At 62.0% G+C, this 22419-nt stretch carries 20 protein-coding genes; 5 read left to right on the forward strand and 15 right to left on the reverse strand.

Annotation, left to right across the window (positions count from 1 at the left end; all coding sequences use genetic code 11):
• Positions 1-3: 3 nt before the first annotated feature.
• On the forward strand, positions 4-852 hold the full coding sequence (metF, locus tag ACIPK7_RS26045) for a methylenetetrahydrofolate reductase [NAD(P)H] (protein ID WP_081515389.1): 849 nt from the start codon (positions 4-6) through the stop codon (positions 850-852).
• Between the two features lie 154 nt (positions 853-1006).
• The gene (locus ACIPK7_RS26050; protein WP_401091097.1) at positions 1007-3097 is read left to right on the forward strand and encodes a DEAD/DEAH box helicase; all 2091 of its coding nucleotides are present in this window, start codon (positions 1007-1009) and stop codon (positions 3095-3097) included.
• A 266-nt stretch (positions 3098-3363) separates the two neighbouring features.
• Here ACIPK7_RS26050 and ACIPK7_RS26055 read toward each other — a convergent pair whose 3' ends face one another.
• From ACIPK7_RS26055 to pip, 7 genes are all read right to left on the reverse strand, one after another.
• The gene (locus tag ACIPK7_RS26055; protein ID WP_401091099.1) at positions 3364-4098 is read right to left on the reverse strand and encodes an amino acid ABC transporter ATP-binding protein; all 735 of its coding nucleotides are present in this window, start codon (positions 4096-4098) and stop codon (positions 3364-3366) included.
• Positions 4091-5053 (reverse strand): amino acid ABC transporter permease, encoded by a 963-nt coding sequence (locus ACIPK7_RS26060; RefSeq protein WP_401091101.1) that lies wholly within the window; start codon positions 5051-5053, stop codon positions 4091-4093. The genes ACIPK7_RS26055 and ACIPK7_RS26060 overlap by 8 nt, the downstream gene beginning before the upstream one ends.
• A 73-nt stretch (positions 5054-5126) precedes the next feature.
• Positions 5127-5924, reverse strand: a complete 798-nt coding sequence (locus ACIPK7_RS26065; RefSeq protein ID WP_192435910.1) for a transporter substrate-binding domain-containing protein — start codon at positions 5922-5924, stop codon at positions 5127-5129.
• Positions 5925-6152: 228 nt separating this feature from the next.
• Positions 6153-8726, reverse strand: coding sequence for a glucans biosynthesis glucosyltransferase MdoH (gene mdoH / locus ACIPK7_RS26070; protein ID WP_401091104.1), 2574 nt, complete (start codon positions 8724-8726; stop codon positions 6153-6155).
• Entirely contained in the window at positions 8719-10287 is a 1569-nt protein-coding gene (locus tag ACIPK7_RS26075; RefSeq protein WP_401091106.1) for a glucan biosynthesis protein G, read from the reverse strand. The genes mdoH and ACIPK7_RS26075 overlap by 8 nt, the downstream gene beginning before the upstream one ends.
• 201 nt (positions 10288-10488) lie before the next feature.
• Positions 10489-10926, reverse strand: a complete 438-nt coding sequence (dtd, locus tag ACIPK7_RS26080) for a D-aminoacyl-tRNA deacylase (protein ID WP_081515381.1) — start codon at positions 10924-10926, stop codon at positions 10489-10491.
• Positions 10923-11894, reverse strand: a complete 972-nt coding sequence (gene pip, locus ACIPK7_RS26085; protein ID WP_192435907.1) for a prolyl aminopeptidase — start codon at positions 11892-11894, stop codon at positions 10923-10925. Before pip ends, dtd begins: the two co-directional genes overlap by 4 nt.
• Positions 11895-12072: 178 nt before the next feature.
• Between pip and ACIPK7_RS26090 the strand changes: the two genes are divergently transcribed.
• Both ACIPK7_RS26090 and ACIPK7_RS26095 read left to right on the forward strand, forming a co-directional pair.
• The gene (locus ACIPK7_RS26090; RefSeq protein ID WP_401091108.1) at positions 12073-12501 is read left to right on the forward strand and encodes a hypothetical protein; all 429 of its coding nucleotides are present in this window, start codon (positions 12073-12075) and stop codon (positions 12499-12501) included.
• Complete coding sequence (locus ACIPK7_RS26095; protein WP_401091110.1) at positions 12498-12974, forward strand: NUDIX domain-containing protein; 477 nt, start codon at positions 12498-12500, stop codon at positions 12972-12974. Before ACIPK7_RS26090 ends, ACIPK7_RS26095 begins: the two co-directional genes overlap by 4 nt.
• A gap of 5 nt (positions 12975-12979) precedes the next feature.
• Here the strand turns inward: ACIPK7_RS26095 and ACIPK7_RS26100 are convergent, their stop codons facing one another.
• From ACIPK7_RS26100 to ACIPK7_RS26110, 3 genes are read right to left on the reverse strand one after another with little or no spacing between them, the layout of a single operon-like run.
• Positions 12980-13879: a transporter substrate-binding domain-containing protein gene (locus ACIPK7_RS26100; RefSeq protein ID WP_401091112.1), complete on the reverse strand. Its 900-nt coding sequence runs from the start codon at positions 13877-13879 to the stop codon at positions 12980-12982.
• Between the two features lie 51 nt (positions 13880-13930).
• Positions 13931-14281: a RidA family protein gene (locus ACIPK7_RS26105; RefSeq protein ID WP_401091114.1), complete on the reverse strand. Its 351-nt coding sequence runs from the start codon at positions 14279-14281 to the stop codon at positions 13931-13933.
• Between the two features lie 24 nt (positions 14282-14305).
• Positions 14306-15562, reverse strand: coding sequence for a D-amino acid dehydrogenase (locus ACIPK7_RS26110; RefSeq protein WP_401091116.1), 1257 nt, complete (start codon positions 15560-15562; stop codon positions 14306-14308).
• Positions 15563-15693: 131 nt separating this feature from the next.
• Between ACIPK7_RS26110 and ACIPK7_RS26115 the strand changes: the two genes are divergently transcribed.
• On the forward strand, positions 15694-16605 hold the full coding sequence (locus ACIPK7_RS26115; protein ID WP_401091118.1) for a LysR family transcriptional regulator: 912 nt from the start codon (positions 15694-15696) through the stop codon (positions 16603-16605).
• A 150-nt stretch (positions 16606-16755) separates the two neighbouring features.
• Here the strand turns inward: ACIPK7_RS26115 and ACIPK7_RS26120 are convergent, their stop codons facing one another.
• The 5 genes from ACIPK7_RS26120 to hutG form a co-directional block, all read right to left on the reverse strand.
• On the reverse strand, positions 16756-17436 hold the full coding sequence (locus ACIPK7_RS26120) for a hypothetical protein (RefSeq protein WP_401091120.1): 681 nt from the start codon (positions 17434-17436) through the stop codon (positions 16756-16758).
• Positions 17437-17449: 13 nt separating this feature from the next.
• Positions 17450-17794, reverse strand: a complete 345-nt coding sequence (locus ACIPK7_RS26125) for a hypothetical protein (RefSeq protein ID WP_401091122.1) — start codon at positions 17792-17794, stop codon at positions 17450-17452.
• An 85-nt stretch (positions 17795-17879) separates the two neighbouring features.
• Positions 17880-18473 carry a hypothetical protein gene (locus ACIPK7_RS26130; RefSeq protein ID WP_401091124.1) on the reverse strand — a complete coding sequence of 198 codons (594 nt, stop codon included), beginning with the start codon at positions 18471-18473 and terminating at the stop codon, positions 17880-17882.
• Positions 18448-21357 carry a hypothetical protein gene (locus tag ACIPK7_RS26135; protein WP_401091125.1) on the reverse strand — a complete coding sequence of 970 codons (2910 nt, stop codon included), beginning with the start codon at positions 21355-21357 and terminating at the stop codon, positions 18448-18450. The genes ACIPK7_RS26130 and ACIPK7_RS26135 overlap by 26 nt, the downstream gene beginning before the upstream one ends.
• Positions 21358-21610: 253 nt before the next feature.
• The gene (gene hutG / locus ACIPK7_RS26140) at positions 21611-22414 is read right to left on the reverse strand and encodes an N-formylglutamate deformylase (protein ID WP_401091126.1); all 804 of its coding nucleotides are present in this window, start codon (positions 22412-22414) and stop codon (positions 21611-21613) included.
• Between the last annotated feature and the right edge of the window lie 5 nt (positions 22415-22419).

The raw sequence follows: 22419 nt of genomic DNA on the forward strand, positions 1-22419 counted from the left end.
ACCATGAGTCAGAAAGAACGCCGTTTCAGCTTCGAGTTCTTCCCCGCCAAGACCGAAGCCGGCCATGAAAAACTGCTGGCCACCGCAAGCCAGCTGGCCGCGAAAAAGCCCGACTTCTTCTCCTGCACCTATGGTGCCGGCGGCTCCACCCGCGACCGTACCCTGACCACCGTGCTGCAGCTGGATGGCGAAGTGAAGGTGCCGACCGCACCGCACCTGTCCTGCGTCGGCGACACCAAGCCCGAGCTGCGTGCCCTGCTGGCCCACTACAAGGATGCCGGCATCCGTCGCATCGTCGCCCTGCGCGGCGACCTGCCCTCGGGCATGGGCATGGCCAGCGGCGAGCTGCGCTACGCCAACGAACTGGTGGAATTCATCCGCGCCGAAACCGGCGATCACTTCCACATCGAAGTTGCCGCCTATCCGGAAGTTCACCCGCAGGCGCGCAATTTCGAGGATGATTTGGCGAATTTCGTGCGCAAGGTCAAAGCCGGCGCCGACTCTGCCATCACACAATACTTCTTCAACGCCGACAGCTACTTCCATTTTGTCGAGCGTGCGGAGAAACTCGGTGTCAGCATTCCGGTCGTACCGGGTATCATGCCGATCACCAACTACACCAAACTGGCCCGCTTCTCCGACGCCTGTGGCGCGGAAATCCCCCGTTGGATTCGCAAGCAGCTGGAAGCCTACGGCGACGACATCGCCAGCATCCAGGCCTTTGGTGAGCAGGTCATCACCGACATGTGCGAACGCCTCCTCGAAGGCGGCGCACCCGGTCTGCATTTCTACACCCTGAACCAGGCTGAACCCAGCCTGGCGCTCTGGAACAACCTCAAGCTCCCCCGCTGAGGATCATTGCTCCGGGCTTACCGTCCGCGATCCCGGCCAGCGCAACGCCGGCGTATCGTGGACGGGGTGCTTCCAGCCATCGGCTGAGCGCTCGCCCCGAGCCTGAAATCACGCGCCCTCGAGCCGGCAGGTCGCCGGCCTACAGGAACCCCGCATGTCCTTTACTTCCCTCGGTCTCTCCGAGGCCCTGGCTGGCGCCGTTGAAGCCGCCGGCTACGCGCGCCCCACTCCCGTTCAGGAACGCGCCATCCCCGCCGTACTGCAAGGCCGCGACCTCATGGTTGCCGCCCAGACCGGCACCGGCAAGACCGGCGGCTTTGCCCTCCCGGTACTCGAACGCCTGTTCCCCGAAGGCCACCCGGACCGCGAGCACCGCCACGGCCCGCGCCAGGCCCGCGTCCTGGTACTGACCCCGACCCGTGAGCTGGCTGCCCAGGTGCACGACAGCTTCAAGGTCTACGCCCGTGACCTGCCCCTGAAAAGCGCCTGCATCTTCGGCGGCGTCGGCATGAATCCTCAGGTGCAGGCCATGTCCAAGGGCGTCGACGTCCTGGTCGCCTGCCCCGGCCGGCTGCTCGACCTGATCGGCCAGGGCAGCGTCGATCTGTCCCGCGTGGAAATCCTCGTCCTCGACGAAGCCGACCGCATGCTCGACATGGGCTTCATCCACGACGTGAAGAAGGTCCTCGCCAAGCTTCCGGCCAAGCGCCAGAACCTGCTGTTCTCGGCGACCTTCTCCAAAGACATCATCGACCTCACCAACAAGCTCCTGCACAACCCGGAGCGCATTGAGGTCACCCCGCCGAACACCACCGTCGAGCGTATCGAGCAGCGTGTGTTCCGCATTCCGTCGGTACAGAAGCGCGCGCTGCTGGCGCACCTGGTGACCATGGGCGCCTGGGAACAGGTGCTGGTGTTCACCCGCACCAAGCACGGCGCCAACCGCCTGGCCGAGTACCTGACCAAGCACGGCCTGCCGGCCGCCGCGATCCACGGCAACAAGAGCCAGAACGCGCGCACCAAGGCGCTGGCCGACTTCAAGGCCAACGACGTGCGCATCCTGGTCGCCACCGACATCGCCGCCCGCGGCCTGGACATCGACCAGTTGCCCCACGTGGTCAACTACGAGCTGCCCAACGTCGAGGAAGACTACGTTCACCGCATCGGCCGTACCGGCCGCGCCGGTCGTACCGGTGAAGCCATCTCGCTGGTGGCGCCGGACGAGGACAAGCTGCTCAAGGCCATCGAGCGCCTGACCAAGCAGCGCATCCCCGATGGCGACATGCAGGGCTTCGACCCTGATACCGTGCTGCCGGAAGTCCAGCAGCCCGAGCCGAAGGAAGCCCCGCAGCGCCAGCCGCGCAAGGACAAGGCCAAGCGCGGCGAGCGCAAGGACCGCAACAAGGACAAGCCGCAGCAGGCCCAGGGCGAAGAACAACAGCACGCCGCCCCCGCCGCTGAAGGCGAAGCCGCCGACGGCGACAAACCCGCCGGCAAGCGCCGCCGTCGCGGCGGTCGCGGCAAGAAGAAGGGCGACGGCCAGGGCGGCGACGCTCAACCAAACGCCAACACTCAGGCTCGTGAGCCGCGCGAACCCCGTCAACCGCGCCAGCCCCGCCAGCAGCAAGACCAGCAGGGCCAGGGACGTCAGCAGCAGGCCAAGCCGGCTCGCGCACCGAAAGCCGACGGCAACCGCGACCCGGAAGAATTCCTCGACGACGACTTCGACAACTTCGGCAACCGCGCCGACTACGTCAGCCCGTTCCCGGACAAGGACCAGCAACGCGGCCAGCGCCGCCGTGGCGGTCAGGGGCAAGGCGCAGGTCAGGGCCAGAACCAGGGTCAGCAACGCGCCCGCGGCCAGGGTGGTCAGGGCGGCGGCCAGGGTGGAAGCGGTCAAGGCCGCAGCCAGGGCCAAGGTCAAGGACAAGGCCAGGGCCGTGCTGCCAAGAAGCCTGGCGCCGGCGGTCGTGGACAAGGCCAGGGCGGCAACGGCCAGGGCAAACAGGGGCAGGGGCAAGGCCAGCGCAAGCGTGGCGGCAAGGCTCCGGCTTCGCGCATGAACGACGCCCCGCTGCGCGAGCCGAGCGAGTACGGCGCCGCCAAGCCGACCCGCCAGCCGGTAGTGATCAACAAGCGCGACCTGGTTCGCACCGACCGCTTCCCGACGCCGGAGCAGTTGGAAGAACTGGAACCGCGCCGCAAGACCGAGCGTCCCGCGCTGCTGACCCGCAACCGCGAGTGATGCTGTAGAAGAAACCGCCCTCCGGGGCGGTTTCTTTTTGCCCGCGATTTGTCGCCGATACACCCTGTGATCCTACAAAAGCCCTGCACCTCACCTGCCCGCGTAGGGCGCATAACGCCTACGGCGCTATGCGCCGCCCTGGCGGATAACCCGTTCCGGATTATTCACCCTACGGGTGCCAGCGGCTGATCACAGAGAACAGACTTCCCCTCCGGGCAGGCACAAAAAAGCCGCCCGAAGGCGGCTTTTTGAGCAGTGCATGAAACTCACAGTACCTGCCGCAGGAAGCTCTGCGCGCGCGCATCCTTGGGCTGGGCGAAGAATTCCGCCGGAGCGGCGTCTTCCAACAGCTTGCCGTGATCGAAGAACAGCACGCGGTCCGCCACTTCACGGGCGAAGCCCATCTCGTGAGTCACGCAGACCATGGTCATGCCTTCCAGCGCTAGGGTCTTCATCACGTCCAGCACCTCGCCGACCATCTCCGGGTCGAGCGCTGAGGTGGGTTCATCGAACAGCATCACCTTCGGCTCCATGCACAGCGCACGGGCAATCGCCACACGCTGCTGCTGGCCGCCAGAGAGCCGCGACGGGTACTCGTTGGCCTTCTGGCCGATGCCGACCTTGTCCAGCAACGCACGGGCCTTGGCCTCGCGCTCGGCCTTGCCGCGCTTGCGCACGACTTTCTGCGCCAGGCACAGATTCTCCAGCACGGTCATGTGCGGGAACAGGTTGAAGTGCTGGAACACCATGCCGACTTCGCGGCGGTAGGCGTTGATGTCGGTCTTCGGGTTGGCAAGGTCGACGCCGTCGATGCTCACCGAGCCGGAGTCGAACTCTTCCAGGCCGTTGAGGCAGCGCAGGAAGGTGGACTTGCCCGAACCGGACGGCCCGATCACCACCACCACTTCGCCCTTGGCCACGCCGGTGGTGACGTCATCCACCGCGCGCACGACCTGCCCGCGAGTGTCGAAGACCTTGGTCAGGTTACGCACTTCAATCACTTTGGCCGAGCCTCCGCTCCAGGCGCCCCGCCAGATGCGACAGCGGCAGGTTGATCACGAGATAGAGCGCGGCGACGCAGAACCAGATCTCGAAGGTGGAGAACGAGGTGGTAATCGCCTCGCGGCCGCTCTTGGTCAGCTCGGTGATGGCGATCACCGAGACCAGGGAAGTGTCCTTGACCAGGCTGATGAACTGCCCGGCCAGCGGCGGCAGCACGCGCTTGAAGGCCTGCGGCAGGATCACGTGGCGCATCGACTGCGCAGCGTTCAGACCCAGGGAGCGCGCGGCTTCGTCCTGACCACGGGCGATGGACTGCACGCCGGCGCGGACGATCTCAGCGACGTAGGCGCCGGTGAACAGTGCCAGCGCGGCCACCCCGGCGAACTCGCGGGACAGGTTCAGCACGGTGCCGATGAAGAAGTAGAAGATGAAAATCTGTACCAGCAGCGGCGTGCCGCGCACCAGTTCGACGTAGAGGGTCGAGAGGTCGTGCAGGGTCGGGTTCTTCGACAGGCGGCAGAGACCGGTGAACAGGCCGATGAACAGGCCCAGCGCGCCAGAAACGAAGGAAATCCAGACCGTGGTCCACAGGCCCCAGGCCAGCGGACCGGCGGCCCAGTAACGGGTCGCGCCGACCACATCGCCCTCGGCGACGTCGTCGTTCTCGGCGAACTGCAGACTGTCGGCGGCCACGGTGAGCACCTGTTGCTTGCCGTCGTCGTCCACCAGGGTGACGCGGGCCTTGTCGCCCTGATCCTCGATCTTTTCCACCCGCGAGATGCTGTCCGCACGCTGCGGTTCTTCGGCCTGGTAGGCGAAGTACTGCGGGACGCGGTTCCAGCGCCACTCGTAGGAAATCAGCGAAGTGGAGTACCAGAGGGCCAGGCCGATCAGCAGGAGGATCAGTCCGGTCAGCCCGTGCCAGGGCCAGGTTGCGCGTTTCGTTCTAGCCACGAATCTCTACCGTGAAAATGCGAACGCGCAGGCTTGGGGCCTGCGCGTCGGGTCGATCTGAGTCAGACGCGGATTATTCCATGTCCTTGAGCCAGTCGGTGTTCTTGAACCACTTGTCGTGAATGCGATCGTAGGTGCCGTCTTCACGGATCTGCTTGAGGAAGTTGTTGATGAAGTTGATCGAGTCGTAGTCGCCCTTCTTCAGACCAAAGGCCAGCGGCTCGTAGGTGAACGGCTGATCCAGGTGCACCAGCTTGCCGGCGCCGAACTTGCTCACGCCGACGACGTTGTAGGGCGAGTCGTAGATGAAGGCGTCGGCCTTGCCGTTGACCACGTCCATGACTGCTTCGGGCTCGTTGTCGAAGCCATGGTATTGGGCCTTGGACAGCTGCTTCTTGGCGACGAATTCGCCAGTGGTGCCGATCTTCGAGGTGATGCGGTATTTCGCGTCGTTCAGGTCCTTGTAGGACTTGATCTCACCTTGCAGTTCCTTGCGGATCAGCAGGGTCTGGCCGACCACGATGAAGGGATCGGAGAAGTTCAGGCGCAGGTTGCGTTCCTGGGTCAGGGTCATGCCCGAGCCGATCATGTCGAACTTGTCGGTAAGCAGGGCCGGGATGATGCCGTCATAGGCGGTGGAGACCAGCTCCAGCTTGACGTTCATGGATTTGGCCATGGCCTTGAGCAGGTCCACTTCGAAACCGACGATCTGACCGCGCTTGTTGGTCATCTCGAACGGCATGTAGGTCGGGTCCATGCCCACGCGCAGCGTGCCGCGCTTGGCCGCTTCATCGATGGCGCCGGCCTGAGCCGCGCTCACGCTGACCAGGGCGCAGACGCCCATCACCAGCGATGCCAGGTACTTTTTCATCCCCATACTCCCAAGCAAGTGAAAGAACTTGTTGTTTTTTCCAGCGATCGAATCGCGCGCGACCAGGCATGCCGGGCACAGAAGGGTGCGAAGCGTACCCCATGCGGCGGATATCTCAATCTTTTCTGGATAGCTGGCGAAGGGTACCAGCAGCGGTGCGTGGGGAAAACAGGCTAAACCGCCACGCCTCCCTCGCCCCGGACGGGACGGGACGAGGGAGGCGCTGGGTCAGGATTGCGCGGCGGGTAGTGCCATGGCGCCCTGCTCCGCGACCGGCGCCAAGGGCACCGCCGGGGCATGGGCGTCGGCCTTCAGCGATTGCCGCCAAGGGCCGATCCACTGCTCCTTGTCACCCTGCCAGAGCGCCAGATGCAGGCGCGACAGCGCCACCGGGTCGCTCAGCAGCGCCAGGCGACGGTTGCCGTCGAGCTGCTCGGGGCCGGCTTCCAGCGCCTTCTCGACCAGTGCAGTGCGGGTCGCTTCGATGGCGGCGGACTGACCGTGACGGGCAGTGCCCATGGCGCATGCCAGGGCATTCAGTACCGGGTCGACGGCGGAACGGACGAAGCCGTCCTTCAGAGCCTGCCAGCGATTCTGGTAGGTGTACTCGTCGGTGGCGCGCAGCTCGCGGGGAGTGTCGTATTCCTCGGGGATGAGGAACAGCTTCTCGTCGCGCGAGGCCAGGCCCAGCTTGACCCGGCTGCTGATCACCGAAACCGGGATCGACAGCATCAGGGCGCCGACGATGGGCGACAGCCACCACAGGAAGCGCGGGTTCAGCCACGCGACCAGCAAGGCCCAGCACAGGCCCAGCAAGGTCTGCAGGCCGTGGCGGCGGATCGCCTCGCTCCACGGGGTATCGTCGTCGTCACGCTGCGGCGACTTCCACTGGGCTTCCCAGCCGAGGAACGCGGCCAGCACGAAGCGAGTGTGGAAGAGCATGCGCACCGGGGCGAGCAGCACGGAGAAGAACATCTCCAGCAGCATGCTCAGGGTCACCTTGATCACACCGCCGTAGCCCTTGGCGCCCTTGGCCCAGATCAGCATGACGCTGAGCAGCTTGGGCAGGAACAGCAGGGTCAGGGTGGTGGAGAACAGGGCGATGGCCTTTTCCGGGTGCCACTGCGGCCAGATCGGGAACAGCTGGCGCGGCTCCAGGAAGTACTGCGGCTCCATCAGCTGGTGCACCGCCAGCAGCGCGGTGGACAGCACCAGGAAGAAGAACCACAGCGGCGCCGACAGGTAGGACATCACGCCGGTGAGGAACACCGCGCGGTGCACCGGGTGCATGCCCTTGACCAGGAACAGGCGGAAGTTCATCAGGTTGCCGTGACACCAGCGGCGGTCACGCTTGAGCTCGTCCAGCAGGTTGGGCGGCAATTCCTCGTAGCTGCCCTCCAGGTCGTAGGCGATCCACACGCCCCAGCCGGCGCGGCGCATCAGCGCGGCTTCGACGAAGTCGTGGGAGAGAATCGCGCCAGCGAAGGAACCCTTGCCCGGCAACGGCGCCAGGGCGCAGTGCTCGATGAAGGGTTTCACCCGGATGATCGCGTTGTGTCCCCAGTAGTGGGATTCGCCCAGCTGCCAGAAGTGCAGGCCGGCGGTGAACAGCGGGCCGTAGACGCGGGTGGCGAACTGCTGCATGCGCGCATAGAGGGTGTCCATGCCCGACGCCTTGGGCGCGGTCTGGATGATGCCAGCCTCGGGGTTGGCCTCCATCAGGCGCACCAGCTTGGTCAGGCAATCGCCGCTCATCACGCTGTCGGCGTCCATGACGACCATGTACTTGTACTGGCCGCCCCAGCGACGGCAGAAGTCGTCGATGTTGCCGCTCTTGCGCTTCACCCGGCGGCGGCGGCGGCGGTAGAAGATGCGACCAAAGCCCAGGGCTTCCTTGCACAGCTCGATCCAGGCCTTTTCTTCGGCCATGGCGATGTCGGGCTGGTTGGTGTCGCTGAGCACGAAGAAGTCGAAGCGATCCAGCTCGCCGCTGGCCGCCACCGACTCGTAGGTCGCCCGAAGGCCGGCGAAGACGCGTGGGACGTCCTCGTTGCAGATCGGCATGACGATGGCGGTCCGCGCATCGGCGGCGATCGGCTCGCTGCCCGCGCTGCTGCCGGAGATGCGGTAGCGGTCGCGACCGGTGAGCAGCTCCCAGAAGCCCATCAGGGCGGTCCAGAAACCTGCCGAGACCCAGCAGAAGAGAATGGCGAAGAGCGCTAGCACACCGAACTGGATGGCATAGGGCAGCACCTGTTCCAGGGTCTGCAGCCAGGTCTGGCGGTTGATCTCTTCGAGATCGACGAAGGCCCAGCCCTGGTAGGGCAGGATGCCTTTCATGTAGTAGGTGGCGACGCTGGTCTGGCCGAGCATGAGCAGGACCAGGATGAACCGGCGCAGCGACCCGACGCGCTGCCAGCGCGCCTTGGGCAGGTCACGGGCGGGCTTGGCCGGGTTGCTGCGCCCCGTCAGGCGGCGCCAGCCGCGCATGATCGGGTTGGTGCGCCAGGGTTCGGGGATCACCTTGGTGCGCTGGATCGGCGGCGCGGCCTTGAGGTAGGTGCGGCCGTTGTCGTCCATGCCCAGCATCTGGGCATCGTCGAGATCCTGGCCGTAGCCATGGCGCAGACGCGCACCAACCGAAGCCAGTGCAGCGTCGTCACCCAGGGCATCGCCAGCGAGTTGCTCGTGCAACTCGCTGAAGGAACCGGCCTTGGCCAGCCGCTCACGCTCCTGCGCCGAAAGGGGCAGGTGCGCGAGGTAGTCGGCCACCGGCGCGGTGGTAGCGGTGGAGTTATTCATCGGCAGGCAGCTGGTAGCTCCAGGTTTCGGAAATGGTCTGGCCACCGTTTACCAGGGCAGCACGCATTTCCGTCGGCTTCTTCGGATCCTTGACCTTGATCCGCAGGGTCAGACGCCAGCCCTGGGTCACTGCGTTGTAGCGCAGGCTGTTTTCCTTCACTTCAGCGTTGTCGTCGGTGCTCACCTGGGTGCTCACCGGGGCATCGCCTGCCAGCGCCTTCAGAGTCGGGCCGACGAAATCGACGACCAGGGCGACGCTGCCATCAGGCTGGCGGATCAGGTTCTTCTGCTTCACGTCACCGACCGAGCGCAGGGTCTGCATGACCCAGGCGTTCTTCGGATCGTGCAGGGCCTGCTCGTCCTTGGTCCAGCGCATGCGGTAGGCGAAGTCCAGCGGCTCGCCGGCTTCCGGGCGCTTCTCGGGGTTCCAGAAGGCAACGATGTTGTCGTTGGTCTCGTCCGGAGTCGGGATCTCTACCAGCTCGATGGTGCCCTTGCCCCAGTCGCCCTGCGGTTCGACCCAGGCGGAAGGACGCAGGTCGTAGCGGTCGTCGAGGTCTTCGTAGCGGGAGAATTCACGGCCACGTTGCAGCAGACCGAAGCCACGCGGGTTCTCGACGCTGTAGGCGCTGACGGACAGGTGTTTCGGGTTGTTCAGCGGGCGCCAGATCCACTCGTCGTTGCCAGCATGGATCTGCAGGCCAGTGGAGTCATGCAGCTCCGGACGGAAGTTGTGCTCCGCCGAAGGCTGGTTGGAGCCGAACAGGAACATGCTGGTCAGCGGCGCCAGGCCCAGCTTGGTCACCTTATCGCGCAGGAACACGCGGGCCTTCACATCGACCACGGTGTCATTGCCCGGACGGATGGTGAAGCGGTACGCGCCGGTCGCACGGGGCGAATCCAGCAGCGCGAAGATCACCAGGTGCTTGTCCTTGGGCTTGGGCTTCTCGATCCAGAACTCGCGGAAGCGCGGGAATTCCTCACCCGACGGCAGCGCGGTGTCCAGCGCCAGGCCACGGGCGGACAGGCCCCACCACTGGTCCTTGCCGATGATGCGGAAGTAGCTCGCACCCAGGAAGGTGGCGATCTCGTCCTGCTTGTCAGGCGAGTTGATCGGGTACAGCAGGCGGAAGCCGGCGTAGCCCAGGTCTTTAGTGGCATTGGCGTCGAACTTCAGGGAACCGAAGTCGAAACGGGAGGGATCGTACTTGATCTCCTTGACGTCGGTCGCCGTGACTTCGTTGATCTTCACCGGGGTATCGAAGTGCATGCCCTGATGATAGAAGCTGATCTTGAAGGGGGTCTTCTCGTCGGCCCAGTAGGCCTTCTCGTTACGGAAGCGAATCTGCTGGTAATCGGCGAACTTCATTTCGCTGAATTCCGATGGCAGGTTGCTCGTCGGTGCGCTGTACTTCTCTGCAGCCAGCGCCTTGGCCTTTTCGCCAACGTCGTCGAGATTGAAGGCCCAGGCATGGGTAGCGCTCAACGCCAACAGGGCGGAGCCGACCAGTCCGCGAAGGATTTGGCGCGAAAGCGGTTGTTGAACGGAACGGAAAATCACGAGTCCCCCTCGTCCGTGAACACAAAACGATTAAAGCCAGCAAAGGCGATGCCAATCTGCTGGCGATTGAGTTCCGACCCCGGTGAGCCTGAATGATTCCCCGATTTTTTCCACGGGTACTTCGGGCTCCCGGAGGCGCATTGTTCTAAGTGCATAAGCCCTAACCATCATCCCACGGCGATATGACAAGCTGCCGCGCGTTCAAGCCTCCAGTAGAAAGGTCACCGGACCGTCATTGACCAGGTGGACCTGCATGTTGGCGCCAAAACGGCCAGTGGCGACCAGCGGATGACGCTCTCGCGCCTGTTCCACGAGTAGATCGAACAACGCGGCGCCCTTTTCAGGTGGCGCCGCGCTGGAAAAGCTCGGCCGCAGCCCCTTTCGGGTATCCGCGGCCAGGGTGAACTGCGAGACCAGCAGCAGGCCGCCGCCGACATCGCTCAGTGAAAGGTTCATTTTACCTTCATCGTCGCCAAACACTCGATAGTTAAGCAGCTTGTGCAACAAACGGTTCACTGACTCTTCATCATCCTGTGGCTCGACCCCCACCAGGGCCAGCAGCCCGTGGTCGATGGCGCCGACGATTTCGCCGTCGACCTCGACGCGGGCGCCACGCACCCGCTGGATCAGTCCCTTCATTCAGCCTCCGGCGGCAGGTTCAGCAGGCGCCGGCCGATCTCGTTGGTGGCGCGCACCAGTGCATCGGTGATGCCCGGCTCGCCGGCCACGTGACCGGCGTCGCGGACGATCTGCAGCTCGCTGTTGGGCCAGGCCTTGTGCAGCGCCCAGGCGTTGTCCAGCGGGCAGACCACGTCGTAGCGGCCATGGACGATCACGCCCGGCAGGTGGGCAATCTTGTGCATGTCGCGCAGCAACTGGTCGGGTTCGAGGAAGCCGTCGTTGACGAAGTAGTGGTTCTCGATGCGGGCGATGGACAGCGAACGGTGCGGGTCTGCGAAGCGCTCGACCACCGCCGGGTTCGGTCGCAGCGTGGCGGTGCGGCCTTCCCAGGTGGACCAGGCGCGGGCAGCGTGCATCTGGGCGATCTGGTCCGGGCCGGTCAGGCGGCGGTGGAAGGCGTGCAGCAGGTCGTCGTGCTCGTCGGCGGGAATCGGTGCCAGGTAATCCTCCCAGTAATCGGGGAACAGGCGGCTCGCGCCTTCCTGGTAGAACCAGCGGATTTCCTGCGGGCGGCAGAGGAAAATGCCACGCACGATCAGCGCCAGCACGCGTTCGGGGTGGGTCTGGGCATAGGCCAGCGACAGCGTCGAACCCCAGGAGCCGCCGAACAGCACCCACTTGTCGATGCCCAGGTGCTCGCGGATGCGCTCGATATCCTTAACCAGGTGCCAGGTGGTGTTGTTCTCCAGGCTCGCGTAGGGCGTGGAGCGGCCGCAGCCGCGCTGGTCGAAGGTGACGATGCGGTAGATATTCGGATCGAAGAAGCGCCGCGACATGGCATCGCAACCGGAGCCTGGGCCGCCATGGATGAACAGAACCGGCAATCCGTCGGGCGTACCGCTCTCGTCTATATAGAGAACGTGCGGCTCCTCGACGGCCAGTTCATGGCGCGCGTAAGGCTTGATTTCCGGATACAAAGTTTGCATGGCTCGCTCCTGGATCAGTGCGTACGGTCGCTCCGGACCAGTAACCATCCTAGGGCCTGTCGCCACCCAATAGAAAGTCGCGTTGCCGCGGCGCGACTTCCATCGAAAGTCTTCGGCCCCCACGGTGTCGGGCATGATACTCGGGCCAGCGAAAAACCCATAAGGGAGTTAGTGAGCCATGCCACGGAAGTTGTTTCTTTCTCTGTTCCTGCTGCTGCTCACCTTGACCGGCTGTGGCCGGGACGATCCACGTGCGCAACTGGACGCCGCCGTCAAACAATTGCAGGACAACCTCGAAGCCAAGAATAGCGGGGCCGTGATCGATCAGCTGGCCGGCGATTTCCGCGCCAACGGCGAGTTCGACCGCGACTGGGCCAAGCGCACCATGACGCTGATGTTCCTGCGCCACCAGCAGGTCAAGGTGATCCTGCTCAGTAGCCAGAGCCGGGTCGACCCGACCTACGCCAATCGCGGCCATACTGACGCGCAGGTTGCCCTTACGGGTGCCGAGAACCTCATCCCCGACAGCGCCGGGCACTACTCCGTGAAGCTGGAATGGTGGCGCGACGGCTCCGAATGGAAATTGGCGAGGCTCGACTGGCAATGAATCCGCCCCTGCAACACCGCATCCGCGCCGCCGGCCTGCTGCTGCGCAACGATGAAATCCTGCTGGTGCGCCACGAGGTTGGCGGCGAACTGTACTGGATTCCGCCCGGCGGCGGCTTCGAGTCGGACAAGGACGACTCCACCCGCGACACGGTGCGCCGCGAGTGCCGCGAGGAAACCGGCCTGACGGTGGAAGTCGGCCCGCTGGTTTACGTACGCGAGTTCGCCGAACCACTGGCTGGACGCTTCCACATGGAGTTGTTCTACCGGGTGGATACCTGGGAGGGCCAGGTCAGCCTGGACAACCTGCGCGGCCTGGGCGGCGACGAGTTCGATATCCGCGAGGTCGCATGGGTGCCGCGCCAGGAACTGCCACGCCTGCCCTCCTACTACCCCGCCGAATTGCTCGACGACGTCTGGGAGCGCCTGGCCGAGGCGCAGCCATTGATCCGCCACCTCGGCCTGCAACGCTAGCGGCGTTACTGCACCGGTTCACTGGTGGGCTTGGCGATGATCGCCTGCAGCTCGGCAGTCATGGGGAATTCCAGGTTGAGGTTCTTCGGCGGAATCGGCTGCTCGAACCAGCGCTGGTAGATGCCCTTGATCTCGCCGGACGAATACAGGTCGGCCAGGGTCTGGTTGACCAGGGCGAGGAACTGCGGGTCGTCCTTACGCACCATGCAGGCGTAGATTTCCCGCGACTGCGGCTCGCCCACCACCACCCACCGGTGCGGATCGCGAGCCTTGGCCTTCTCGCCGTAGAGCAGCGCGTCGTCCATGTAGAAGGCCACGGCGCGGCCGGACTGCAGCATGAGGAAGGCTTCGCCGTGGTCCTTGGCGCTGACCACGTTCATGCCCAGCTTGTGCTCGGCGTTGTAGGCCTTGAGGTAGCGCTCGTTGGTGGTGCCGGCGGTGGTCACCACGTTCTTGCCCTTGAGATCGTCGAAGCCCTGGATGCCGCTGTCCTTGGCGGTCAGCAACTGGCCCTTCACGTAGATGAAGCCGTAGGAGAAGGCGACCTGCTTCAGGCGCTCGGCGGTGACGCCGGTGGAGCCGCAATCCAAGTCGACCGTGCCGTTCTGCACCAGCGGGATGCGCGTCTGCGAGGTCACTAGGTTGTATTTCACCTTGAGGTCCGGCTTGTCGAGCTTCTGTTTGATGCGCTCGACCACCTTGCCGGCCAGCTCCACCGAGTAGCCCATGGGCTGGCCGCTGTTGTCGCCCAGGTAGGAAAACGGCACCGAGGCGTCGCGATAACCCAGGGTTATCATGCCGCGATCGGCGACTTTCTTCAGCGTGCCATCCAGCGCTTCGTTCGCCTGCGCCAGCGCGCAGACCAGGCTGGACGCCGCCAGCATTCCCAGTGCGAGTCGTTTCATGGGTTCGATCCCTCTTGTTGTTGTAAGTCGGGTTGAGAGTCGGGTTGAAAGTCAGGGCCGCGCTGCGATCACGGTGATTTCCACCCGCACCGACGGCCGCGCCAGCAGCGCCTGCACCGTGGTGCGGGTCGGCGCGCAGCCTTCGGGCAGCCAGGCGGACCAGATGCCGTTCATGGCCTCGAAGTCCGCGGCGATGTCTTTCAGGTAGATGGTCGCGCTGAGGATGTTCGCCTTCCCGGTGCCGGCTTCGGCCAACAGTGCGTCGATCTTCGCCAACACTTCGCGGGTCTGGCCCTGGATATCGCTGGCCTGACCGGGCACCTGCCCGGAGAGGAACACCAGCGAGCCGAAGACCATAGCGGCGGAAAGGCGATCGTTGGTGGCGATGCGTGTGAGTTGCATGGTGTGTCTCCCTATCCGATGGAATCAGCCGGCCAGCCGTTCGGGCGTCAGGCCGCTGGTGTCGATGCCGGGTTTGCGCCCGCTGATCTGCGCGGCGATCAGCTCTGCACTGCCGCAGGCCAAGGTAAAGCCGAGAGCGCCGTGACCGAGATTCAGCCAAAGCCCGCGCGGCCCGCAGGCGCCCACCAACGGCACGCCGGTGGGCGTTGCCGGGCGCATGCCGGCCCATTCGATGGCGGCGCCGTAATCGCAGGCTTCGGGCAGGGTGTCCGCCGCCTGCTGGCGGATCAGCGCCAGCCGCTTGGGCTCCAGGCTCGGGTCGAAGCCGACGATGTCGACCATGGCGGCAACACGCAGGCGCTCGCCGATGCGCGCGTAGACCACCTTACGGTCGTAGTCGGTGAGGCTCACATCCGGCGCTTGATCACCGGCACGAATCGGCGCGGTCAGGCTGTAGCCCTTGAGCGGATAGAGCGGCAGGCGCAGCCCGCCCGTCAGCAACGCGGCGCTGCGGTAGCCGGCGGCGAGTACCACGTGATCAGCCTCGAAGCTTTCCGCACCAGCCGCCCCGCCCGCCTCCACTCCGACCACGGCGCCGTTGCGCTGGATCAGCCGGGACGCTGGGTGACCATAGAGAATCCGGCAGCGACCGGATGCCTGAAGCCGCTCGGCCAGCCGCTGGCAGAACAGGAAGCAGTCGGCGACCTCCTCATCTGGCGTATGGATGCCGCCCACGAATGGCGCGCGCTCCAGCGCCGGGTCCAGCTCGCGGCATTGCTGCGCCGAGAGCACGAATTGAGCGGAAGGATCGGACAGGTTCTGCCGCGCGCTGCGGAAGCTGCCTTCGTCGCGGAAGGCCACCAGCTTGCCGTTGCGCCGCCAGTCGAAGCCGTCCAGCCCGGCCTCGCGCCACTGCGCCAGGGTGGTCTGGCTGAACAGCGCGAGGCGCAGCAGGTGTTTCGCGCTGGACTGGTTCACTGAGCGCCGGCAAGCGGCGGTGAACTCCAGCAACCAGCGCCATTGCGCCGGGTCCAGGCGCGGGCGCAGGCGCAGCGGCGAATCCCCGCGCAGCAGCCAGCCCAGCGCCTGCTGCGGCACACCGGCATCGGCCAGCGGCGCGACATAGCGGTAGGACAGCTGGCCACCATTGGCGAAGCTGGTTTCCAGCCCGGCCTGATCCCGCGCCTCCAGCACGGTGACATCGAATCCTTCGAAGACCAGCGCCTGCGCCGTGGCCAGTCCGACCACGCCCGCGCCAATGATGCATACCCGCTGTGCCATTGCCGCCTCACTGCCCTTTCAATCCTGGCCCCGACCTTAGGCCCGGGTGACAGGCGGCGAACAATGAATAAACATGGGCAACCCATAACCTTGCGTTATACGCAGCGGTTTCCACACAACGGGAGAGGCACATGCGCCTGCGCCATATCGAAGTGTTCCAGGCCATCCGCGAGACCGGCTCGGTCAGCGGCGCCGCGCAGTTGCTGCACGTTTCGCAGCCGGCAGTGACCAAGGTGCTGCAGCATGCCGAGCAGCATCTGGGCTTCCCGCTCTTTCTCCGTGTTCGCGGAAAGTTGCAGGCCACGCCCGAGGCGCTGGAGCTGGAGCGCGAAGTGGCCAAGGTCAGCGAAAGCCTGCAGGGCGTAAGGCGCCTCGCGCAGAGCCTGCGCGGCCAGCCGGAGAACCGCCTGCGCGTGGGCGCCACGCCGGCCATGGCACTGTCGCTGCTACCGCCAGTGATCCGCGAATGGACCGACCGCTACCCGCAGAGCAGTTGCGAACTGACCACCCAGCACTCCCGCGAGCTGGTGCAGAACCTGCTGATGCGCGAACTCGACCTCGCCCTGACCCTGCAACAGACCGACCACCCCGGCCTGCGCTCGCAGCCCATCGCCAGCGGTCCACTGGTGGCCCTGGCGCCGCGCGGGCATTGGCCCGAGGAACGGCTGGGACTGCCGCTGACATTGGCCGAACTGGCGGGTGAACCGATGATCGGCCTGTCCACCTCCGACCCGCTGTCGGCGCGGCTGGAAGGCCATCTGGCCAACATCGAACCACCACCACGCGTGCGGATCGCGGTGCAGACCTACGCCCTGGCGCGCACGCTGGTGGAAGCCGGAACCGGACTGGCGCTGGTCGATCCCTTCACCGCCCTGGGCGCGGACGAACGCCTGACGGTGCAGCGCAACCTGTCACCCACCGTAAAGGTGACGCTCTACGCCCTGACCCGCGCCGACGAAACACCGCCGCATACCCAAGCGCTGTTGCTGGAAATGCTGGTGCGGCATGCCGAGGGGCAACTGGCGCAGCATCGCTTCGAATAGAGAGTTAGTCCCATGACGCGTAGAGCGTATCGGGGTCAGTTCCTTGAAGTACCCGTCAGGCACTCCACAAATATTTAATATTATTTATGGTGTATTGCATTGCGCTAGATCACTGCATCGCAACCAGCCAATGACAGTAGACTTACCGAGCTACTTAATGTTAGCCCACCTTATATCACCAACTGTAGAAAACCTCATTACCTGGACCCTATCACCTTTTATTAAATACTTATTGGAACCCGACTGAACTGCAGACTCCCTGTATATTTTTGCTTTTCTTGAAGAAACCTCTAACATCAACAGATTCCGATCTTTAAAATCCTCTCGATCTGTAACCAAATATTCAGATTCTTCTCCACCCAAGCCAAACTCTATCCTTGATACCTCTCCACAGCCGATGCAAACATCTTCGTATCTTAGCTGAAACTCATGCCCATTCTCATAATATATATCCTCCCTCCATGCTGCACCAGCCCTATATGAGCTCACAAGGTAATTGCCTTCCTTCCTATAGTTACATATATCTCCATTCCTAAACTTTATCTCCACAAGCAAATTTGAATCCCTGTCATATCTGTAGACCTTGAAGCAACTATTGGTTTCGCCATCCAAAGTCATTACAACTTCATCGATATCGTCGCTGTCTATTTTTTCTAAATGAACCTTCGTGTATACCTCATCTGTCTCATTGAAAAATTTTTCCGGGATATTGATAGATTTATTTCCATTATTATCAGAAAAAGATATTGACAATGGATTTTCCGAATCCATTATTAATTGAGAGGCAGCTACGTCCTGTGCAAGACCCACAAGGAGCAATATAATTGCCACATTGACTTTTCTATTAGGCACAACTCATCCCCCACTCTTTCGCTATTTCTGCAAAAATCTTCTTTCTTTCCTCCAACCCATTTGACCCACCATTTACAGCCAATGTAATCAAATCAACATTACATGGCTCATTTTCAATCAATATATTTATATCCCCCTTGGCGTCGTACTTTTTATAGATACTCCCCTTATTTCTCCAGTACCAGCAAGAAACATCTATAGCCGCATGCATATCCTCAGAAACCAATAATGGGAAAGCGGTGTAATCAACACCACTGTAACCGGAGTAGGATTTATAGATGTTTTTCCACGCCAGTTGAATCAACCCTTTCCCTTTGTATTTTTGACGATCACCCATTTCAGTATTTCGTTAGATGGCTAGACGAGTCAGAGTTGGTATTCTTAAATAAATCCCCCCTTTTCTCCCGCCCCTCCCTCCTTGTCTAGGGCCTATCGAGACCTTGAAAAGAGGCACCTCCTTGCTCCAAACTCTTTAAGTAAACCTTAGTGGTCTGCACGTCATGAAAGGGGCAGTGCATCATCTTTCCTGATTTCAAATCTCGGCCATCAAAGCAGCCACTTAAATCAAAATACTGGAGATCTCCAGGATAATCACGAACAACAAGCTCCCCATCAATTATACTCATTGAGTAATTTATAGCATTAAACACCCTTCCCTCTAAACCTCTATCCCGCCCATCTTCCGAGGACAATACATAAAGATATTTTTCACCGTGTTTTGTGGTAAAAAAGAAAACTGAAATTATGTCTCCGAGCGGAGCAGAACCAGCATAGCTCACCGGCCCACCGCCCTGCGGAACGCTATAAACGTCTATAGCATGAACATGCCCCTCTCCTCCTAGAGAATTTACTGCTTCGGAATATTCATTCTTAACAAAAAATACGATAGCTCTCTTTCCATCCAATTCAGCTAGAATTGCGGGGTGAGGAAATTCGACATATTTTCTATCAGCCGCGTAGCTTAAATTTGAAACAACAAAAAAAGCCAAACTAAATATCACTAAAAATAGCCTCATCAGCAAATATCCTTTTGAAATTTTTGCGCCTATCGCCATAGCTGTCTGTATGTAAATTTACCCTCTCAGTTATGGAGTCTACATTGACGGGACTTCCCCCATTATCTGCCAGTTCATAAAGCCCATTCTCTAGCCAGAAAAAAACTCCAGAACGAAGTACGTACATTGGATTTTGGTGCACAAGATCAGGGTCCTCTAGAAACCCAACATCTTGACCCCAAAAATCACGATGATATCGTTGGAATTTTCTGTAATTTTCTTTTCCAGTCAAATGTTTTAGCCCACGACCTCTATACTTCCAGCCATCTCCTGACTCAACGCCACCGTTTCCAATTTTATTGCAATACATCCTGTTTGCCAGCTCAATCTTCCTGCTTAGCGGGAGTGACGCCTTAACATTTGTATAGCCGTAAATATTTGCCTCAGCCGGATGATCAATAAAATACTTAAAATTCTGCCTCAGATAGTGAGCACTAAAGATGAAGCTATTTTCTTCAACTTCAAGCGTAGCACCTACCTCTTGCCTAACTTGCGCAAAGAAATGGCTAAGCCGTAACACTGTGTCTAGCTTATAGCGCTCAGAATTTTCACTGAGTTCGTCGGCCATACCTTGAAGCAGATCATCCTTACGAGAACTATCCGTCAAGCCTTCAAAGACTCTCTTTAGCATCTCCTTTGTAACTCTTACCTTCTTAAACTCCATCCATCCCATAAATCCAATCGGATGAAAGTGATAAACCTCCCCACTCTCCCGCAACCCCACACTCTTCGCCACCTCCCGCCACCAACTGTACATGCGCATCCGTTCTTTACTGGCCACCCAGTTGAAGTTTGGTGTTGAATTGTTATGCCCTAACATTTCATCTAGCGAGTCCCACTTCCCTGAGTTGTCGATCCATTCGCTTTCGTAATGAATGATCAATTGTGAGATGGCCTGAGCAATGGCGGGTAAGCGCAGGCCAGCTCGCAGCTCTTCGGCGGACATCTTTCCATCGCAGTCACCATCTGGAATGAGGTCGTAGAGGCGTTTTTGCAGCCGGTCTTTTTCCTGCATTTCAATCAGCGGCTGATAGCGTTTCAGTTGCTCCTCATTGAACTCATTCCCGGCACGCATGGAGTAGGCGAGACTTTCGCGTGGCACAGATTCGTTGTAAATCAGCTCGAAGCCTTCCCACGACCAGGGGCTGACCCAGGGTGTGACGCCAACTTCCTCGCACACCCAGCCATCAATCGGGGTGTAGTTGGCGCTATTGAGCAGCCCTTCCAGGCGATACCAGTTCAGTGCGTTGGCGCCATTGGTGGTGGGCACCTGAATGCAGCACTCGGAGCGCAGGCCATCGAGCAGGCTGCGGGGAATCAGCAAATCGTGGCCGCTTGGCGTTCCTGGGGATTGCAGGGTCGGCGGCGTTGCCTTCTTGAAGCCTTCCTGATGCTTAATGACCGGGGTGCCTTTGGCCAGCTTCAGCCACGTTCTGCTGCTGGCGGGGAGGTTCAACGCCCAGGCGCGGCAGTTTTGGACGAAAGCGTCCACTCTGTCACCGCTGAACACTTCCAGGTGCAGCAGGGGATGTGGGCTGGCGTCTTTGACCTCCTGGATGCTGCCCATGTGGCCGATCAGTTGGCCTGCCTTGATGGGAATCGGCGAGTCAGGAATGACGATACGGTCGAACTGTTGCGGGGCCGGTATTGGTTCCAGAGCGGAGAAGCGCACATAGCCCCTCGGGCTTTTGAAGTCGGTTCCGTCCCACGGGTTCTCTTCAAGCGGTGGGCCGGGCGGGCTATCCGGCAGCGGAGCATCGCTCTCTTCTGCGTCTGGGGCATCGTTGGTGGCTTCACTGTCCTGGCCGGTACCGGCAGGCTGGATCATTTCCAGTTTGCGATAGTCCCCTTCTCCGCTGATCACGATTTCTGTACCGCGAGGCAGGGTGGCGATGACGCTGCTGGCTCTGGAGGCATCCGCCTGGACATTGAGATGGACGCCGGGAGTTTCGCCGATGGCGTTGTCACGCACCCGGTAGGCGCCCTCCCAGGCTTCGAGGGCATCAAACTTCACATAACCCAGCGTGCTGCTCGATGCGTGGAGCCGAGGCAGATCGATGCCTTGCGCGCTGGTCAGCTTGACGATTCCTCGCTGGCCATTGATGGTGACCACTGTGCCTCGGGGCAGTACGGTCAGTATGTCGCTCCGTGGCCGATCCGTTCTGTGGACCGGCAATCCCAGGGGGCCCGGATCGGCAACGTTGGCTTTGACGCGATAAGTACCGGCTTTCCAAAACACCGGTCGCGCCTGCCCAGGGCTTTTCTCGTATTCCTCCCAGCTCTGTAGATGCATGTAGAGGCTGTAGAAGGTCAGAGCAGGCGGCGCACTTTCGTTGCCCTCGATGGCGGGCGCCTGCAAACGATGACGGACAAGCACAAAGCCTGTGGCGAAGGGCGACTCACGAGGGGACTGATCCGCAAGATAAAAGGTATTGAACGGGTATCGCGAGTCGATCCGGTAGGCAACGACTTCGCCATCGGCGAGGCAATGCACATTGGGTTGATCAATGCCCACAATGCCTGCCGTACCGGCATCGAAATGCACGCCTCCGTGCCAGAGGCCGTTACGGCCCAGCGGGTAGTACCCCCCGACTGCTCTGGCGAGGTTGGTCAGTTGCACGAGGGGATTGGATTTGTCGCCCAGCGGGTGGGCCCAGTTCTTGAGCGGAGCCAGAGCACTGTCCACCGGCCCCGCAGGCGGTAGGTTGGGCCGGGAGGGCACGGGCTGCGTCGGCCTGGAAGCGGCTGGGGGTTTGGGAGGCAGCGGGAGTGGCTTGGTTTCGCCTCGACTACGGCGGAACTCATCCTTGAGGCTGTCGAGCAGATCGCGCAATGACTCGAACATGGTGGCTTCCTTGTCCAATAGGAAGCCGTATCTGAACAACCGGGGACGTGTTCACCCAGTCAGCCATTTCGCTGTTCTGCGTCAGCTCCGACTGATAGCTAGCAGGGCACTCGATGGCCGGTGTAGTCACCTCAGGGGCGGGGCAACCTTTCGAGAAAAAGACAGCCCCTGCCACTAGGGGAAGCGCCACCGGGATGCGTGGTCCGGCGGCGCCGTGCCGACAGTCCCGGCGCGGCAGGAGGCTGCGTAAAACTCAGCGGCCGTAGTGCTCGCGGCCCCAGGCGATGAAGGTTTCCAGCATCCGGCGCAGTACCTGGGCGGTGGGTGCGGCGAGGTCTTCGCGGTAGCCGAAGGGCGCGTGCTCATCCATGTAGTTGCACTGGGCGAGCTCCAGCTGCACGGCGTGCACGTTGTCCTGCGGCTGGCCGTAGTGACGGGTGATGTGCCCGCCCTTGAAGCGGCCGTTGAGGATGTGCCGGTAGGCCGGGGCGTCGGCGCAGACGGCGACCAGGCGCTCGGCCAGTTCCGCATCGCAACTCGCGCCGCTGTTCGTGCCGATGTTGAAGTCCGGCAGCTTGCCGTCGAACAGGTGCGGGATCACCGAGGCGATGGAGTGGGCATCCCACAGCAGCGCGTAGCCGAACTCGGCCTTCAGGCGCGCCAGCTCGTCGGCCAGGGTACGGTGGTAGGGCGTCCAGACTTCCGCGAGGTACCGGGCGCGCTCTTCGGGCGACGGTGTCTGGCCGTCCTTGAACAGCGGGCGGCCGTCGAACAGGGTGTCCGGGTAGAGGCCGGTGGTGGCTGTGCTGTAGAGCGGCTTGTCGTCGGCCGGGCGATTCAGGTCGATGACGTAGCGCGAGTAATTGGCGGCCAGGGTGCTGGCGCCCAGCTCCTGGGCGAAGGCGTAGAGCCGCGGGATGTGCCAGTCGGTGTCGGCCAGTTCGCGGGCCTCATCCACCAGGCCGGCTTCCACGGCGGGGGTCAGGCGGATGCCGGGGTGCGGCATGCTGATCAGCAGCGGGACTTGGCCGCGTTTGAAGGTGAGAACGTTATTCATGGGGT

This window comes from Pseudomonas sp. NPDC086581, from assembly GCF_044746165.1.
Classification (GTDB): domain Bacteria; phylum Pseudomonadota; class Gammaproteobacteria; order Pseudomonadales; family Pseudomonadaceae; genus Pseudomonas.